General features: G+C 64.3%; 14 protein-coding genes. 4 read left to right on the forward strand and 10 right to left on the reverse strand.

Annotated features, from left to right (window positions below):
- Positions 1-26: 26 nt before the first annotated feature.
- The 4 genes from B0G57_RS06000 to B0G57_RS06015 all read right to left on the reverse strand — a co-directional run bounded on the left by B0G57_RS06000 (position 27) and on the right by B0G57_RS06015 (position 6,006).
- Positions 27-2,816, reverse strand: a complete 2,790-nt coding sequence (locus B0G57_RS06000; protein WP_018439178.1) for an Hsp70 family protein — start codon at positions 2,814-2,816, stop codon at positions 27-29.
- 5 nt (positions 2,817-2,821) lie between these two features.
- Positions 2,822-4,669, reverse strand: a complete 1,848-nt coding sequence (locus tag B0G57_RS06005) for an Hsp70 family protein (RefSeq protein WP_018439177.1) — start codon at positions 4,667-4,669, stop codon at positions 2,822-2,824.
- Positions 4,666-5,220, reverse strand: coding sequence for a DUF2760 domain-containing protein (locus B0G57_RS06010; protein ID WP_018439176.1), 555 nt, complete (start codon positions 5,218-5,220; stop codon positions 4,666-4,668). Before B0G57_RS06010 ends, B0G57_RS06005 begins: the two co-directional genes overlap by 4 nt.
- 216 nt (positions 5,221-5,436) lie before the next feature.
- On the reverse strand, positions 5,437-6,006 hold the full coding sequence (locus tag B0G57_RS06015) for a helix-turn-helix domain-containing protein (RefSeq protein ID WP_018439175.1): 570 nt from the start codon (positions 6,004-6,006) through the stop codon (positions 5,437-5,439).
- A 121-nt stretch (positions 6,007-6,127) separates the two neighbouring features.
- Here B0G57_RS06015 and B0G57_RS06020 point away from each other — a divergent pair, with 121 nt between their 5' ends.
- Together B0G57_RS06020 and B0G57_RS06025 are read left to right on the forward strand one after the other, a co-directional pair.
- A complete protein-coding gene (locus B0G57_RS06020) occupies positions 6,128-6,853 on the forward strand; it encodes an SDR family NAD(P)-dependent oxidoreductase (protein ID WP_020566015.1) in 726 nt (241 codons plus the stop codon).
- A gap of 2 nt (positions 6,854-6,855) precedes the next feature.
- Positions 6,856-7,971: an S-adenosylmethionine:tRNA ribosyltransferase-isomerase gene (locus B0G57_RS06025; protein WP_018439173.1), complete on the forward strand. Its 1,116-nt coding sequence runs from the start codon at positions 6,856-6,858 to the stop codon at positions 7,969-7,971.
- Here B0G57_RS06025 and B0G57_RS06030 read toward each other — a convergent pair.
- The 5 genes from B0G57_RS06030 to B0G57_RS06050 form a co-directional block, all read right to left on the reverse strand.
- Positions 7,891-8,778: an NAD(P)-dependent oxidoreductase gene (locus B0G57_RS06030; protein WP_018439172.1), complete on the reverse strand. Its 888-nt coding sequence runs from the start codon at positions 8,776-8,778 to the stop codon at positions 7,891-7,893. The genes B0G57_RS06025 and B0G57_RS06030 overlap by 81 nt on opposite strands.
- A 61-nt stretch (positions 8,779-8,839) precedes the next feature.
- Positions 8,840-10,558 (reverse strand): SulP family inorganic anion transporter, encoded by a 1,719-nt coding sequence (locus B0G57_RS06035; protein ID WP_018439171.1) that lies wholly within the window; start codon positions 10,556-10,558, stop codon positions 8,840-8,842.
- 210 nt (positions 10,559-10,768) lie between these two features.
- On the reverse strand, positions 10,769-11,860 hold the full coding sequence (locus B0G57_RS06040) for a LacI family DNA-binding transcriptional regulator (RefSeq protein ID WP_018439170.1): 1,092 nt from the start codon (positions 11,858-11,860) through the stop codon (positions 10,769-10,771).
- 292 nt (positions 11,861-12,152) lie between these two features.
- Entirely contained in the window at positions 12,153-12,632 is a 480-nt protein-coding gene (locus B0G57_RS06045) for a carboxymuconolactone decarboxylase family protein (RefSeq protein WP_018439169.1), read from the reverse strand.
- A gap of 204 nt (positions 12,633-12,836) precedes the next feature.
- Positions 12,837-13,742 (reverse strand): LysR family transcriptional regulator, encoded by a 906-nt coding sequence (locus tag B0G57_RS06050; protein WP_018439168.1) that lies wholly within the window; start codon positions 13,740-13,742, stop codon positions 12,837-12,839.
- A 170-nt stretch (positions 13,743-13,912) separates the two neighbouring features.
- Between B0G57_RS06050 and tam the strand changes: the two genes are divergently transcribed.
- The gene (gene tam, locus B0G57_RS06055) at positions 13,913-14,692 is read left to right on the forward strand and encodes a trans-aconitate 2-methyltransferase (protein ID WP_018439167.1); all 780 of its coding nucleotides are present in this window, start codon (positions 13,913-13,915) and stop codon (positions 14,690-14,692) included.
- Positions 14,693-14,734: 42 nt separating this feature from the next.
- Here the strand turns inward: tam and B0G57_RS06060 are convergent, their stop codons facing one another.
- Positions 14,735-15,217, reverse strand: coding sequence for a VOC family protein (locus B0G57_RS06060; protein ID WP_223258552.1), 483 nt, complete (start codon positions 15,215-15,217; stop codon positions 14,735-14,737).
- A 10-nt stretch (positions 15,218-15,227) separates the two neighbouring features.
- On the opposite strand from B0G57_RS06060, the gene B0G57_RS06065 reads away from it, so the two are divergent.
- Positions 15,228-16,439: an MFS transporter gene (locus B0G57_RS06065; RefSeq protein WP_018439165.1), complete on the forward strand. Its 1,212-nt coding sequence runs from the start codon at positions 15,228-15,230 to the stop codon at positions 16,437-16,439.
- The last annotated feature ends 191 nt before the right edge of the window (positions 16,440-16,630 follow it).

The following is a 16,630-nucleotide window of genomic DNA, read 5'->3' on the forward strand; positions in this document are numbered from 1 at the left end:
TCCGCTTTCGCGAGCGAAGCACGACGTCAGCCGCCGATCAGTTTCAAGCCGGCGGGCAGCGTCTCGCCGAAAACGCGCACCGAGTCGGCGTCGTCGAGTTCGACGACCTCGCTGACCATCCGCACCCATCGCGGCGGCGCATTCGCCGCCTGCAACCGGCGTGCGACGGTCTCTCGGACTTCGAGCGGCAGGTCTCGGGCCCGGTCGCCCGTCACGCGAGCGATCTGAAGCGCGGCAAAGACGGCCGATTCGACCTTCTTCCAATCGAGCGCCAAAATCGCGTCCAGCCATCGCGTCGCGACTGCCGGCGGCACGACGCCATGCGCACTGCCATAGAACGGTCGACGCGTGCCGATCCGTCCGATCGCCCACCACTGCTGCTGATTCTCCGAGGGCTTTCGAAGTCGGTCGAGCAGCCGCTCCGCCATGTCGATCTTGCGCTCGACCGGTATTCGCTCGAGCGATGCGGAAACGAGGACCATGTCGGCATGGCCGACCTTCGCGGGATCGAACGGCAGCTTGCGTCGCTTCATGTTGGCCGGATCGAGATAAGCCATCGCATCGAGCAACTGCAGTTGCGCCTCTTCGCCGAGGCCGCCCGCCGCGCGGCGCCAAAGCGTCCACCATTCGGACCAGACGCGGCCGTCGTTGACGTATTGAATGCCGTCGTCGAAGAGCGACCAGAGTTGATCGACGCGCCAATCGTCGAGCGGATAACCGAAACCGGGGCGAATGCAGTACCCGGCCAGATTGAGCCATATCCGCTCATGGTCCGCGGAGCGCCGCCGCCGGCGCGCGCGCTCCCAAAGCGCACCGAACATCTCGCGAAGCAACGCGCTGTCCCAACTTTCGCGCGGCCCGAGCAGTTCCTCGAGCCGCGAGCGCAACCGCTTCGTTTCCTTTGGATCGACGCCGGCCGCGCGCGCGCCGAACGCTCGATCGATAGGCGCGATCGCCGCTTCCAGCGACGAATGCGCCGCCGTTTCAGACGCGGACGCGGCCTCCGCACCGAGTTCGCCCTGCCGTAATTGAAACTCGAGGAGCCATCGTTGCCCGGGGTCGTCGGCGCCGACGCAATGCATCTCGAGGGTGCCCACCTCGGTGAGCGAGGTCGCGAGCTTGACCGGCGTTTCGCGCGCCCCGCCCGTCCCCTTCGGCTGCACGACGGTCGCGATCGGCGGCAAGCGCACGAAGTCCCCCGTCGAGAGATCGACGAGCTCGCCATGCCGATAGGCCGTATCGGCCGCGGTCGAAACCAGATGGAAACGCACGGGGTGCCCGAGCCGCAGCGCAAAGAGCCGATCCTCGAGACGCACCTCGTGCCCCTCCTCGGTCCCCCTTGGCAAAAGACAGACACCGCGCTTCACGTCGCCGTCCTCGTCGAGCACGAGCATGTAGCTGCGCGGCGACCCACCGCCGATCCTTGGCGCAAATCCTTTGCGTGCGAGGCTATAGGCAACGGCGCCGCGCGCGACGGCCACATCGGGATGATCGTTGCGCAGGACGTGCAACGGCCGTTGGCGCCATGCGCCGATGGTGTCGGCGAGACGGTCCGCCAGCAGCCGGCTCCGAAAGACGCCGCCATTGAGCAACAACGTATCCGGCATGGCCGCGGCCGCGCCCGCGTGCTCCGGCACATTCAACGCTTCGCGCGAAGGTCCGTCGAAGCGACTCAAGAACGCAGCGATGTGTCGCGTGATGGCCGGGTCAGCGGCATAAGGCAACCCGAACTCGACGATCGCGCCTCGCGCGCGACGAGGCGTTTCGCCTGGCTCGACGACGGGGAAAAATCCGTCGACGACGACGCGCTCCGCTTCCTCTCGGTCAAGCTCGGCCGTTCGTGCTCCGCCGACGAGTCTCGCTCCGGCGGAAAGCAGCGTGATGGCGACCGAGTCGCGCGCGTCGTCCGACAGGAGCTGCTCCTTTGCCGCTCGACACCGCTCGACGAGCTGCGAGAGGCTCGCCGCCGACAAGCGCGTATCGCCCGAGGCAATGCGCGTTTCGACGAGGCGCGCGAGCGCGAGATCCATGTTGTCGCCGCCGAGCATCAGATGGTTGCCCACGCCGATGCGCGTCAATTGCGGCTCGCCGTTGTCGAACTGCACTTTAATGAGCGTGAGATCGGTCGTGCCGCCGCCGACATCGCAAATGAGCACCAGTCGCGTCCCGGCAAGCTCCTCTTTCAGCGTCGCGCGATGACGGAACAGCCAGTCGTAGAACGCGGCCTGAGGCTCTTCGAGCAGGCGCAGATCAGGCAGCTTCGCGATCCGCGCCGCTTCGAGCGTAAGCGCGCGTGCGCCGTCGTCAAACGACGCGGGCACCGTGAGCACGACATCCTGCTGCTCGAGCGGAGCGTGCGCAAAGCGGTGATTCCAGGCGCGGCGCAGATGAGCCAGGTAGCTGGCGCTCGCCGTGACGGGCGATACCTTGCCAACTTCGTCGCCGGCGCCCCAAGGCAGAATCGGCGCGAGACGATCGACTGAAGCATGCGAGAGCCAGCTTTTCGCGCTCGCGACGATGCGGCCCGGCACCTGCGCGCCGAGCGCCCGGGCGAGCTGGCCGATGACGGCCGGCGGCTCGGCGCCGATCCCGTCGTCTTGCCCGGCGCGCGTCCATGGCAATTGCAGGTCGCCCTCATGGAGCTCGCCGGGGGCCGGGTGATATCGCACCGACGGCAGGAGCGGCCGCGCGCCGACTTCACCGAGACTTACGAGCTGGTCGACGTCGAAGACACGAATGTTTTCCGATCCCGCCTCGACATAGGCGAGGACCGTGTTGCTCGTGCCGAGGTCGATGCCGACCGTGTATTGCTTCATCGAATTCAGCCGACGGCCCCTCCGCGCACATCGAACTCGACCTTCCACCGCTCGTCGGTCCCGCGCGGGATCGCTTCGAGCTCGAGCGTCCCCGATTCGGTGACGCGCGCATGAAGCTTGACCGGGATGACTTCGCCGGCCGTGCGCCCTTGCGCCGGCAGTGTCGCCTCGATCGCGTCGAGCTCCTGCAACTCGTCCGCCGACCACGCTTCGAGCATGGAGCCGACCTGATCCTGGCGGCGCACCGACGAGCCGAAAAACCGGAAATGAACAGGCTCCCCGACGACGAGACCGAACTCTTGCGCCGGCAAGTCCGCGTCCGTGCCTTCCTCCATGCCGAACGGCGCAACGCAAAGCGCTTGGATCGGCGGCTCGATGCCAGGAACGGCCGGCATCGCCGATTCGACGCCGACATAGTACGAACGCGCGGTGCCGCCGCGGATCCGCACGCCTTTGCCGCGCTTCACATAGCCGTAATAAGCCGCGCCGCGCGCGACGGCAAGGTCGAAATCCGCACCTGAGAGAAGACGCGCAGGCGCGGAGCCTTCGGCGGCGAGCCAACCGTTCAGCGCCTGCATGATCCGCTCGACCAACAGCGGCGACTTGAAGACGCCGCCATTGAAGAGAACGGCGGTCGGATGCAGAAAGCTCACCCCTTCTATGCGCGCCTCGTTCGAGCCGTCGAGTTCGGCGAGCGCGCCGACCTGCCGGCCAAGAAAGGCGGCGAGATGCCTCGTGATGCCCGCGTCCTGCGCATAAGGCAGGCCGAGCCGTGTCAAGCCCGCCCTCGGCCGATTGATCGGTCTCGCCGAAACGTCGACTTGCGGAAAAAAGCCTTCGAGAATCGTTTGCGTCAGTTCGTCGCGCGTGAGCTCGGTCCGGATCGAGCCGCCGATCAGCTTCGAGCCGCGGCTCGGCACCACGAGCGGCGCGACGTCCGTATCGGTCGACGTCAGCAGCGTCTCCTTCGCCGAGCGGCAGGCGTAGGTGAGTGCGCGCAATTGCCACGCGTCGGCCTGCGTGCCTTGCGCGGCCAGCTTGCGTGCTACGACGTGCGCGAGCGCAAGGTCCATGTTGTCGCCGCCGAGCAGAATATGGTCGCCGACCGCGACGCGATGCAGCTCGAGATTGCCCTCGCGCTCGACGACGGCGATCAGCGACAAATCCGTTGTGCCGCCGCCGACATCGACGACGAGGATGATGTCGCCTACTCGCACCTCTTTACGCCACGCCCCCGCGCTTTTTTGGATCCAGCTATAGAGCGCCGCTTGCGGTTCTTCCAGCAGCGTCGCTCGGCTATAACCGGCGGCCTCGGCGGCCTCCGCCGTCAACTCCCTCGCGGCCGGGTCGAACGATGCCGGAATCGTCACGGTGATGGCCTGCTCGGCGAATGGCGCGTCGGGGTGCGCATAGTCCCAAGCCTCGCGCAGATGCGTGAGATAGCGGACGGAACTCTCGAGCGGCGACGTGCGCGCGACCTCGGGCGGCGCGTCGCTCGGCAAAATGGCGGCGCGGCGGTCCACGCCGGGATGGCACAACCAGCTCTTCGCGCTGGAAACGAGCCGAATCGGCGTGCCGGCTCCCCGGCTGCGTGCCATTTCGCCGACGATGAAATCCCGCGCCGAAGTCCACGGCAGTGCGAGATCGCCCGGCGTCAATTCGCTTTCATGCGGGAGATAGAGGAAGGACGGCAGCAAATCGAGGGCTTCGAGCGCCCCCGGGCCGACCAGTTGCATGACGGGCATGACGTCCTGGCTCGTCTTCTCGCCGTCGCTCGCGGAGAGATCGACGTAGGAAAGCGCGCAATGCGTCGTGCCGAGATCGATGCCGATCGAATAGCGCGGCTCGCTCATAGCTCGATCTCCGCGGGCGCGATCACGGTCGCGTCGTGACTACCCGTCAGCTTCGGCAGCCGGACGTCCTCGACCCGCCACCCACGATGGCTGATGCTGCCGCTGAACGGCGGCTTGCCGACAACGTTGCCCGTGAGCCGGATTGCCTTGGCATCGAAGTTCTCGGCCAACGTCACGCGACTGCCCTCGGCCTCTTCGCGCACTGGGCGAATCGTGAAATGCTCGCGCAGCGCCTTGCGGCAGCCTTCATGCACGAGCCTCGCCGCTGCGCCAATGTCCGCATCCCCGTAGCTGCCGATGTCCTCCTCGACGAAATCGATCAAGCGCGCCTCGCGCTGGAGAAGTCCCAATAGCTGAAGCGCCGCGTCCGGGCCCGTATCCTTGATCACGGGCGCGGCAGCGGTCGGGGCTTGGGGCGCCGCGGCGACGGGCGCGGCGCCTTCCCGCAGGCGGAGCACGCCGGCCGCGAACTCACGATCGGCGAGGATGGTAAAAAACGTGCCGATCGCGAGAGACAATCGACTGAAAAACGAAACGTTCGTTTCGGGCATGAGCAGTGGCTCCTTTGAGCTCGCTTGAACGACGAATTGACTTTCCCCTCCTCGGCATCGATGGCCGGCAAAGGGAACAAAAAGGGTCGGATGGCCGATACGTGATCGGCGCTCAGCCAACCTGCGCAGACGACATTTTGCTTCAGGTGAGCCTTCGGAGCCCAGTTGCGCTCATTCGCGAGGCATACTCGATACAGTGATGACGATGGATTGGCGCTAGACGCCGGCCTTGGCCAGAATGACGATCGAAATGCCCAGCGCCGCCTGCTCCGCATCCTCGTTGCGATAGGAGTGCGCGACATGGCCGGGGAACGCGAGCACGTCCCCGGCGACGAGCGAGTGCCGTTCACCCGCGACGAACACAGTCACCGTGCCCGACAAGCAGGTGAAATATTCGCGCGTGCCAGGCAGATGTGGCGTACCGCGCATTGAGGCACCAGGCGCGAACGCCATCGTATCGAGTATGCCGTCCGGCACGGGCTCGGGCACGAGGGGCCGGACCGTCAGGCCGGTACGGCGATTCGATGCCGGCACTTCGCTGGCCGCCCATTTCCGTACCTTCGCGCGAGGCGATGCCAGTAACTCGTCTATGGGCGCCGCAAGCGCCCCCGCGACCTTCATCAGTACGGCGAGCGATGGATTGCCCTCGCCCGACTCCAGGTTCGCTATCGTCGATCGAGGCAACCCTGAGACTTTCGCGAGAGCGTCCTGCGTCAGCGAACGCGCATGTCGCAAGGCCACGAGATTGCGGGCGAGATGGTGAGCAGCCTGTTCTACTTCGTCCATCGTATCGAGTATCCGACAAGGTTTTGGACATCACGCTGGAGCGTGTACGGCCGTGTGGCCATTATCGGTCATACGGAAACCGCCGGTTGTGCACCGGCAGAACCTGGACGAGGAGAACATCATGGATCAACCGTTCAGCCTTGAAGGCATACGCGCCGCGATCACCGGGGGCACGTCCGGACTCGGCCTTGCCCTCGTCGATGAGCTTTCAGCGCGCGGAGCGCGAGTGGCCTTCGTCGCGAGGGACGCCGGGCGCGTCGCATCTGTGGCTGGCGAACGCCCGTACGCGACGGGCTTCGCGGCCGACGTCTCACGCAAAGACGACATCTATCCGCTCGCGATGCAAATCACCGGCGTGCTTGGCGGCGTCGATGTGCTCGTGAACAATGCATCGTCGCTCGGTCCCGTGCCGCTCGCGTTGCTTGGCGATACCGATTGCGAGGACCTCGAAGTGGCCATTGCCACAAACCTGCTTGGACCATTCCGTCTGACGAAGGCGCTTTTAGGCGCGCTCGCCGCCGCAGCGCGCGAGCGAGGCGGCGCAATAGTGCTGAATGTATCGAGCGACGCGGCCGTCGAGCCGTACCCGACTTGGGGCGCCTATGGCGCGACGAAGGCCGCGCTTCGCCACATGAGCCGCATCTGGGACGAGGAACTGCGTGCCGACCGCATTCGCGTGCTTTCGCTCGATCCCGGCGATATGAATACGCCGTTCCACGCACTTGCGGTGCCTGACGCGGACATCGCGACGCTAAAGCGCCCAGCCGACGCGGCACGCGAATTTGCCGACGCGATCGCATCGACGCTCGAGGAAATGCGTCACCTGCCCGTCAAAGGAGAAATGTGAGCATGGAAGCGGCAACGACACCGGTCCAGCGACCGAAGAATGCACGACTACTTGTCGTCGATCGCTGGGGGAAGATCGAGCATCGGGCTCGGAGTGCGATCGTGGGTCTGCTGCGCCGCGGCGATTGTCTGATCGCCAATGATGCCGCAACGCTGCCAGCGAGCCTGTCCGGCGTCCTCGAACGCACGGGTGCGCGCGTCGAATTGCGGCTAGCCGGCCGCTCTTCGCTCGAACCCGACGACGTTCGAGACTTTCGTTGCGTCGTTTTCGGCGACGGCGATTTTCGCACGCCGACCGAAGCTCGCCTGGCGCCGCCTCCGCTGAAACTCGGCGAGCGTATCGTGCTCGGAGCGCTAAGCGCTACCATCGTCCGACTCCTCGACCATCCGCGTTTGATCGAGATCCGATTCGAAGGCGAGCCCGTACGGATCTGGCACGAACTCGCGGTGCATGGCAAGCCAATTCAGTACTCCTACATGGTCGAGCCGCTTGCGATGTGGGATGTCTGGACGCCCATCGCCGCGCATCCCGTCGCGTTCGAACCTCCATCGGCGGGTTTTGCCCTTGACTGGCATTTGTTGCGCGCATTGCGTGAGAAGGGGGTGGCATTCGCCACGTTGACGCATGCGGCGGGATTGTCAACGACAGGCGATTCGGCGCTCGATGCGCAGTTGCCGTTCGACGAGTGCTACAGGATCCCCGCGGCGACTGCCGCGTTGGTCGAAGCCACACGCAAGCGCGGTGGACGCATCGTCGCCATCGGGACTACTGTCGTGCGCGCGCTGGAGGCCGCGGCAAGTGTCGATGGCACGGTGCAAGCGGGCGACGGTGTCGCGCGTCAACACATTGGTCCGCGAACGAAGCTCAAAGTCGTCGATGCAATCGTGACAGGCACACACGAACCCGATTCCAGCCACTACGCGCTGCTCGGAGCGTTCACCGATGAGTTGACGCTACAACGCGCGGAGGCCGCACTCGAGGCGTCGCAGTATCGGACGCATGAGTTCGGCGATTCAATGTGGGTCGAGCGCCACTGCTCACGCCGATCCACGCCTTGCATCGCTTCGCGCCTCGATGGCACGCACGACCGCCGCCATATCCTCGTTGCCATGTCCTAGCGACACGGTCTCCGAATACAGCTGGAAGCAGACATCCAGCAGCGGCGACGCAAGGTTTGCGTTGCGCGCCGCCTCAGTCGCCAGCCGATTGTTCTTCAGCACGTCGACGATCGATGCCTGGACCTCGAAATTTTCGTTCACGAGCTTGTCGACCTTCACGCGCGATATGCTGCTCGCCATTTGACCCGCGTCGAGCACGGCCTGGAACTGCTTCATGTCGAGCCCGAAACGTCGCGCGAGATGCGCGGCCTCGGCAAGCGAAGTCACCATCGGAATCAGAAAGCTATTGACCGACAGCTTCATCAAGAGCGCGGACGGCACGGCTCCGCAAACGACCGTTTCATGACACATCGGCTTCAGCAGCGGCCGAACTTCCTCGAGAGCCGCCGGGTCGCCCGCCATCATCGCCACGAGCTGCCCCGCCTCGGCCGGCTTGCGCGAGCCGGAGACCGGTGCTTCGACATAGCGGCCGCCCGCCGCGCGAACATCGGCCTCGAGCCCGCGCGAATAGTCGGCCGACGTCGTGCCCATGTGCACGATCGTGTGTCCCGCGACGTTCGCGGCGAATGCATCGGTGCCGCGGCCGAGTACCGCGTCCAATGCGGCATCGGTTGCCATCATCGCGATCACGATGCGAGCCTCCCGGTAAACTTCCGCGACGCTCTCGGCAACCTGCGCGCCCGCTTTGCGCAATGCGTCGCCACGCTCCGGCGTGCGATTCCAGACGATGAGCTCAGTACCGGCGCGCGCGAGGTTGAGCGCCATTGGCTGGCCCATGACACCGAGGCCGATGAACCCGATCTTCATAAGCGTCTCCTGTGTGTCTCACACCTTACCGCGACTTGCGACCGGGGCGGCCGAAATCGCGCTATAGACCGCCATTCACATGCGCAGGCGGCTCGACCCCTACAACGGCAAGCGCCGCGTGGAGCGTTTCGAAAATGTTCGATGTGCCCACGATCGTGGTTACGCCGTGCCGGTCCATATCCGAACGCAAGTAACTGTTGACTCGCCCGAAAATCACGCGGATGTTGCGCGCGCGCAGATCTTGTATGAAGTCGATCAATGTACGCGCCGCGGAGTAGTCGAGGTCGGTAATGGCGCCGGCATCGACGACGAAACAGTGCAACTCCTCGTTCGCCGCTTCGATGAGCCCGGCGACTTCCGAGCAAAAAAAGTGATCGTTAGCATAGAACAGATCCGCGCCGAACCGGTAGACGATGAGGCCCGGCGCGGTGACGACGCCAGGCCTTGCGGGCACGGGAACCCACCGTCCGCTCGGCGCGGCGGGCGCCAGCACCATCGTGTGCGGATGATAGCTGTGCCGCACATGCCGCATCATCGATAAGGCAACGGCGAGCAGAATGCCGTGCTCGACGCCCACCAGGACGACGGCGGCGGCCGTCGCCAAAGCCAGCGCGAATTCGCCGGGGCTTTCCCCTCGAATCGCTTTCAGCGCCCGAACGTTGATGAGCCCCAGCGCGATCGTGAAGACGATGCCCGCCAGCACGCAACGCGGCAGATATTGGAGAAACGCGCTAAGAAAAAGCAGCACGATGACGACGACAACCGCGAACGCGAGTTGCCCAATCTGACTGCGCGTGCCCGCGCGCTCGGCCATGGCCGTTTGCGTCGGACTGCCGTTGACGACGAAAGTCCCACTGAGCGCGGCCGCCGCATTGGCCGCGGCGAGCCCGAGGATGTCAGCGTTCGCGTCGACCTCCTCATGGTGCGCCTGCGCGAACACCCGGGCCGCCGCGGCGCTCTGCGCGATGATCATCACGAAGCACGACGCGGCGACCGGCACGAGATCGAGAAACTGCTGCCATGTCACGACGGGAAAACGCAGCGGCGGCAGCCCGCCCGCAACGGGACCGAGTACCGACATGCCGTGACCGGCGAAATCGAAAAACTTGCTGGCCGCGATGCTGCCCACCACGGCGATGAGCGACATGGGCACACGCGGCAAAAAGCGCTTGCCGCCGAGGATGGCGACGACGACGAGCGCCGTGAGCGCAACGGTCGGCGGATTGACCTGCATAAGATGGCCGGCGACATAGACGAGTTGCGCAAAGCTTCGCGATGAAGGGATCGGCACGGTCATGCCGAACATATCGCCGAACATGGCGATCGATACTTGCACGCCCACGCCGGCGAGAAAGCCGATGAGCACGGTGCGGGAAAGAAAATCGGCAAGAAAGCCGAGCTTGAAAATGCGGGCAAGGAGCAACAGCGCCGCCGTCAGCAGCGCGACCGCGCTCGCGAGCGTGATGTACTCGGCAGTCCCCATCGGCGCCATCGACGAAACGCGGCTCGCGAGGATCGTGGCGGTCGCCGAGTCGGCCGCCACCACGAGATGGCGCGACGCGCCGAAGAAGGCGAATGCGACGAGCGGAAGAAAGACCGTGTAGAGCCCCGTCACCGCAGGCATGCCGGCAATGCGGGCATAGCCGAGAACCTGTGGAATATCCATTGACGCGAGTGATATTCCGGCGAGCGCGTCGCGTAACGCCGCGGCGCGGTTGATCGGGAAAACGCCTTTTAGAAGACTGAAACCCGCGGATGAATTTCCGTTCGATTTGGGCATGCGCGAACCGTGAGTTGAGGAAACGATCCGCGCATCGTGCCCCGAATAGGTCAGCTATGACAAGGCCCCGCCTGGCGCCTCGATCAGCCGGCCCACCCAACGTCGGTCTTCTGCGGGAAAACGACCATCACGGTGTTCAAGGACGGCTCGAATTTCCGGATCCGCACGCAAAAGTGGAACGTTACAGCGCCGGTCCTTTCGATACCCCTCTCATGCGCGCTCGGCCGGCACCGAGGAAACCGGCGCTGATTCCGATGTGGATGCCGTGTCGGGGCTGCTCGGCTCACGTGCGACGCCGGTGCTTTCACGCAAGCGAAGCTCCGCGCGCATGCGCAGATGCACGATTTCGGAAGTCTCGCCGTCCAACTGCTTATGCAGCAGATTCCAGATCGCTCGGCCGACCGCCTCCACCGGTTGATGGATGGAGCTGATGCCCGGGCGCAGCACCGACATCCAAGGCGCGTCGTCGAACGAGAGCAGCGAAACGTCGTCGGGCAGGCGCAGCTCGGCATCGCGGATCGCGCGCAGGGCGCCCAGCGTTGCGACGCTCGCACCCGTGAACAGGGCTGTCGGCCGCTCGCGCTCGGATAAAAGGCTTAGTGTCGCGGCGTAGCTCTCCGCGTCGGTCATGCCGCAAACGACCACGCGTGCGAACCGCTCGAGGCCGGCCCGCCGCATCGCATCGAGGTATCCGTCGACGCGCTCACGGCTGTTGACGATATCGAGCGCATTGACGATGAACGCGATGCGTCTGTGGCCGAGCGCAATGAGGTGCCGAGTGCCGTCGACCGCTGCCCGCCGGCTGTCCGTCGTCACTGTATTGGCGGGAAAAGTGTTGTCGACGCGGTCCGCCATGACGAGCGGGACGTCGCATTCGCGCAGTTCGTCGATGGCGTGCTGGTATCCATGGCATGGAATCAGAATCATGCCGGCGACCTGGCGCGACAACACGAAGCGGATTCGCTCCACTTCGCGCTCCGGGTCTTCCTGCGCGTGCGCGAGGAGGAGCCGGTAGCCGGCCTTCTCAGCATGGTCTTCGAGCGCGCAGACCAGCTCGATGAAAAACGAGTTCGTGAGATCGGGCACGACGAGGCCGATGGATGTCGGCCGGTTGCTGCGCAATTCTGCCGCAAGCGCGTTGCGCCGATAGCCGAGCCGCCGCGCAGCTTCCCATACGAGCCTGCGACGCGCCTCGCTGACGTTGGCGGCGCCGGCAAGCACCTTCGAAGCCGTGCCGAGCGAGACGCCCGCGGCATTCGCCACGTCCTTCAACGTGCTGGTCGTCTTTTTGCGTTCGTCCACGTCGCGCTTGGCCGAATATTTAAGGGGCGGAAATGAAACGTTTCACAGCTTAAGTATCCGGATTTCGCGGTTCAAGTGAGGATTTGTACGGAGACGTTGACATGGACCGCCACAGCACATCTCGCTGGCTTTGACCTGGGCCGCCGGACAACTCGATAAGGCTCTGTCCGGCGGTGTCGGTCATTACTGGCCTGTCGCTGATCTGGCTACCCATCGCGCACTCAGAAGGCGGTTGGGGGATCGAGACGGAATTGTGTAAAGCCCGCACGCGCGGGCCGACGATCCCGAACATTCAAGCGAGGTTCGCTTTGTCCAGGCCGTACGCCTTGTCGGACGAACCCGGCACGACTCTGAACGCGATGCTCGCGCGGTTCCATCCGTTGATCATCATTACCGCGAATGTCAGGTCGGACAGCTCTTTTTCCGAGAACTGCGTCCGCACGTGCTCGTAGACGTCGTCGGGCACGCCATGCTCGGGAAGCTTCGTCAGCACTTCCGTCCACGTGAGCGCGGCGCGTTCGCGTGCCGAGAAGAGGGTCGATTCGCGCCAGATCGCGACATGGTGCAGACGCAACTCACGTTCACCGTGAATACGCGCTTCTTTGACGTGCATGTCGACGCAAAAGGCGCAGCCATTCATCTGCGATGCGCGCAGCGAGACGAGGTCGAGGATCGATTCTTCGACTGCGCTTTCCCTCAACTGATTGTTGACCTCCAGAAACTTCCTGAAGAGTTCCGGCGATTGCTTAACGTAGTTGATACGCTGCGTCATGATTTCTCCTGGCGACGATGAGCAGACATCCGCCACGTTGGCGGACTCACTTGGCGGCAGTGCGCCGCCTGCATGAACTCATCATAGGAGGACGCGGCGACGTGCGGTAGACATGCGAACGGACTCACGGTGTTGCACTTCGGGCACCAATCGGTGACTTGAGTCGCGCAAGCACCGGAAAAGCGCTTGTGTAGGCCGCTCGGCTTACGCTCCATCGCCTTGACGGTCGCTATTGCCGCGAATCATCTCGTAGAGCGCCTCCGCCGCGGGCGACAGATGCGCGGCCTTACGCTTCACGAGCACGAGCGTTCGCGAGATGATCGGATGCGTAAGCTCCACGACGCGGACCGTAGGATAGGCGCCCTTCTGAATCGCGAGCCGGGGCACGATGGCCGCCCCTACGCCTTCGGCGACGAGCCCGACCGCCGTCGAGCTGCGCTGCACCTCATAGAACGACCGCAACGCTACCTGGCTTGCCTCGAGCGCTACGTCGAGCAACGCGCGGTTGCCGCTTACTTCGCCCGCGAAGATCAACGGATACGCTTGTAATTGCCGCCAACCGATGCGTCGACGCTCGGCCAGAGGATGGTCTTCCCGACAAATCAACACGAACCGATCAACCGTCAATGGAACACTTGTAAGCTCGGGGTAATGTTCGCCGCCAATGTTGATGCCGAACTCGACTTCGCGCCGCAACACCGCTTGGGCGACGGCCGACGAAGCATGGTCGAGAATCCGGATGCGATTGTGCGGATGACGCGCCGAGTACGCTTGCAGGATGCGTGGCAAATATTGGACGCCCACCGTCGGCACGCATGCGATTGAGACGTCGCCGCGCCGCGCGACACCCGTCTCACGGATTTCGGCGAGCGCGTCCGAAAGCTCGGCGAGTAAGCGCCGCGCTTGGGGCAGAAAATTGCGGCCGATTTCCGTGAGCGCCAGCGAGCGGGTCGTACGCTCGATCAGCGTGACCCCGAGAAAATCCTCGAGCTTGCGCAAGCGCTGAGTGATCGCTGTCTGTGTGACATGGAGCACGTCCGCCGCGCCCTGAAAGCTGCCTTCATCGGCAATGGCGACGAACGCCTGCACGCCAAGAGTGTCGATCTTCATAGGCTTCCGCTCATCAAAAAAATGAATTAATCCGAGTTATAAATTCATTTTACTCGGCGCGCTCGCCCCTACAGAATCGGTCCATCGTCGAAGCAGCCAAATATCGCGGCGATACAGGTAGCGCGCCCTCGCGGGGCGCTCAATTCGGATAAACGAAGGAGGCACGAAGCGTGGAAACCAAGACCGATTGGAATGCAAGGCAATACATGCTGTTCGAGAAGGAGCGTACGCGGCCGGTGAGGGACCTGGTGGCCTCGGTACCGATGGAGCAGGTTCGCGTCGCGATCGATATCGGCTGCGGGCCCGGCAACTCGACGGAAGTGCTGCGCGAGCTCGCGCCGGCTGCGACGATCAGCGGAATCGACAGCTCACCCGATATGATCGATGCGGCTCGCAAGCGCCTGCCGGACCTGAGCTTCGCTGTTGCCGATATTGCGACGTGGGAGGACACCGGGCCATACGACCTGATCCTTGCGAATGCCGTGCTGCAGTGGGTGCCTAGCCACGAAACCCTGCTTCCGAAACTGCTCGGCAAGCTCGCCGCGGGCGGCACATTGGCCTTCCAGGTGCCCGACAATCTTGACGAGCCGACGCACCGCCTGATGCGGGAAGTCGCAGCGTCGGGTCCGTGGGCGTCGAAGCTCGAAGACGTGCGACTCGGCATTCGGCATACGGCGCAGTGGTATTACGCGTTGTTGAAGCCGCTTGGTGTCCGCGTCGATGCATGGCGAACCATTTACTATCATCCGCTCGCGGGGGGAGCCGACGCCGTAGTCGAATGGCTCAAGGGCACAGGACTACGTCCTTTTCTGTCGCCACTCGATCAGACCGAGCAGGCTGGGTTCCTTGCGCGCTATCGCGACGCGATCGCCGAGGCGTATCCCGCCTTCAACGACGGCAGCGTTTTACTGCCGTTTCCACGGTTATTCATCGTTGCAACGCGCGTATGAGGCCCGCGATTATCGAATAGCCATTCCGGTTGATGGCGCGATCTAGCTTGCTATCTCGTCGTAGCCGGCTCCGAGGAACTGGATGAAGCAAAAGCCATGACCGAACGGGTCGGCCATTAAAGCCAGCCTGCCCCACTTTTGCGTAGAGATCGCGTTCTCGATCCGGGCACCCGCTTCAACAGCGCGCTTGACGGCCGACTCGATGTCATCGACGACCCAGTCCAAATGGACGGGTGTCCAATGGCGGTCATATCTGCGAGTGTCGAACGCCATACTCGAGGATGGCGTCCCGGCTTCTTTGACGAGCAGGTAGATCGGCGCGGAACTGCCGATCAGTTCGACGCCGCCGTCACCGAAACGACGGCCGACTTCGAGACTGAATGCTGTGCTGTAAAAGCGAATCGCTTTACTCAGGTCGTCCACGTCGATATTGATTAAGACGTTCATCGTTTCACCCCGTCTGGCGGTGACCGGCCCCGCCCCGGCGGAACGTAGATTGCTTCGTCCGACGGTACGCGAACCCAAGGAGAAGCCTATGCTTCAGGCTTTGCGACGGCAAGCGACGTTCGAACAACGCCCATCGCTCATCGTAAGCGCCGCCGTGCTCGGCGTGCTTTATGCAGGCAGCCCGCTGGTCACGCCACTGTATCCCCAGTATCAGCGTAGTTTCGGCCTATCCGAGCTGACCATCACGCTCGTCTATGCCTCTTACGTGATCGGCAACCTTAGCGCGCTGTTCCTTTTCGGCCGGGTGTCCGATGGGGCTGGCCGGCGGCCCGTCAGTCTCGCCGTGCTCGCCGTGGCGATCGTCAGCACGCTGCTGTTCCTGCTCGCCACGCACCCCGCATGGCTTTTTGTCGCCCGCGCGGCGAGTGGCCTCGCAATCGGAGTGGGCGCCGCCACGGCAACGGCATGGATCGCGGAACTCCACCCCTCGGCCGACAAAGCGGCCGCAAGCCGCCTGGCCGCGGCGGTCAATCTCGTCGGCCTAGCTGGCGGTGCAGTGATCGCGGGCTTGCTTGCGCAATTCGTTCCGTGGCCGCTGCGCACGGTGTTCGTCGTCTATCTAGCGGTGCTCATCGCCACCGCGGTGCTGACTGCGTTGTCGCGCGAAACCGTCGAGCAACGAGTTCATTCGGCCGCCGAACTTTCGATCGAGCCGCGCATCGGCGTTCCGCCGGAGCTGCGCACGGCGTTCATCGCCCCAGCCGTAACGGCATTCGCGACTTTCGCGTTGCTCGGGTTCTACGCCGCTCTTTTGCCGAATCTGCTCGGAGACAGCATGCATATGCATAGCCCCGTACTCAGTGGGGCGATCGTCGCCGAGCTTTTCGCCGCGAGCGCGATCACGGTCATCGTGACACCGATGCTCGCGGCGCATGTCGCCATGTTCGCGGGCTTGTGGCTGCTTCCCCCAAGCCTCGCGCTCTTGCTATGGGCACAGATCGCCGGCTCGGTTGCGCTGCTGGTCGTCGCAACCGTGCTCTGCGGGGTTTCGACCGCGCTCGGCTTTCGCGGAAGCCTGCAGGAAGCCAACCGAATGGCGCCCGCCGAGCGACGTGCCGAGTTGTTGTCGGCGTACCTGCTGTGTTGCTATACCGGCAATTCGCTGCCGGCTGTCGGCGTCGCCTTGCTCTCGCGCAGCGTCGGGCATCTTTGGGCCAACGTTACGTTCGCCGCCGTGTCGGTAGCGCTCGCGTTCATTGCTCTGGCAGTCGGTGCCCGCCACGTCCACCGGACGATGTGACGGGTCCTGAACGCGGGCCGGCCCGCGCGCGGCAATCCGGCTAGTCGCGAGACCGCACAACAGGACATCGCCCTCCCCACGCCGGCTTCCTCGCACCCGCGATTCATCCCGCGATGCGACGTTCCGCGGCAACTCAACGCCCCGCAGTTGCGATCGACGCCATTTCCCCGTCACGTAAACCCGTACCCCAT

The organism is Trinickia symbiotica (assembly GCF_002934455.1).
Classification (GTDB): Bacteria; Pseudomonadota; Gammaproteobacteria; order Burkholderiales; family Burkholderiaceae; genus Trinickia; species Trinickia symbiotica.

What these genes read in the sequence shown, in the direction of transcription:
- B0G57_RS06000 (WP_018439178.1), bottom strand. Translation starts at nt 2,816, where the DNA reads ATGAAGCAATACACGGTCGGCATCGACCTCGGCACGAGCAACACGGTC.
- B0G57_RS06005 (WP_018439177.1), bottom strand. Translation starts at nt 4,669, where the DNA reads ATGAGCGAGCCGCGCTATTCGATCGGCATCGATCTCGGCACGACGCAT.
- B0G57_RS06010 (WP_018439176.1), bottom strand. Translation starts at nt 5,220, where the DNA reads ATGCCCGAAACGAACGTTTCGTTTTTCAGTCGATTGTCTCTCGCGATC.
- B0G57_RS06015 (WP_018439175.1), bottom strand. Translation starts at nt 6,006, where the DNA reads ATGGACGAAGTAGAACAGGCTGCTCACCATCTCGCCCGCAATCTCGTG.
- B0G57_RS06020 (WP_020566015.1), top strand. Translation starts at nt 6,128, where the DNA reads ATGGATCAACCGTTCAGCCTTGAAGGCATACGCGCCGCGATCACCGGG.
- B0G57_RS06025 (WP_018439173.1), top strand. Translation starts at nt 6,856, where the DNA reads ATGGAAGCGGCAACGACACCGGTCCAGCGACCGAAGAATGCACGACTA.
- B0G57_RS06030 (WP_018439172.1), bottom strand. Translation starts at nt 8,778, where the DNA reads ATGAAGATCGGGTTCATCGGCCTCGGTGTCATGGGCCAGCCAATGGCG.
- B0G57_RS06035 (WP_018439171.1), bottom strand. Translation starts at nt 10,558, where the DNA reads ATGCCCAAATCGAACGGAAATTCATCCGCGGGTTTCAGTCTTCTAAAA.
- B0G57_RS06045 (WP_018439169.1), bottom strand. Translation starts at nt 12,632, where the DNA reads ATGACGCAGCGTATCAACTACGTTAAGCAATCGCCGGAACTCTTCAGG.
- B0G57_RS06050 (WP_018439168.1), bottom strand. Translation starts at nt 13,742, where the DNA reads ATGAAGATCGACACTCTTGGCGTGCAGGCGTTCGTCGCCATTGCCGAT.
- B0G57_RS06065 (WP_018439165.1), top strand. Translation starts at nt 15,228, where the DNA reads ATGCTTCAGGCTTTGCGACGGCAAGCGACGTTCGAACAACGCCCATCG.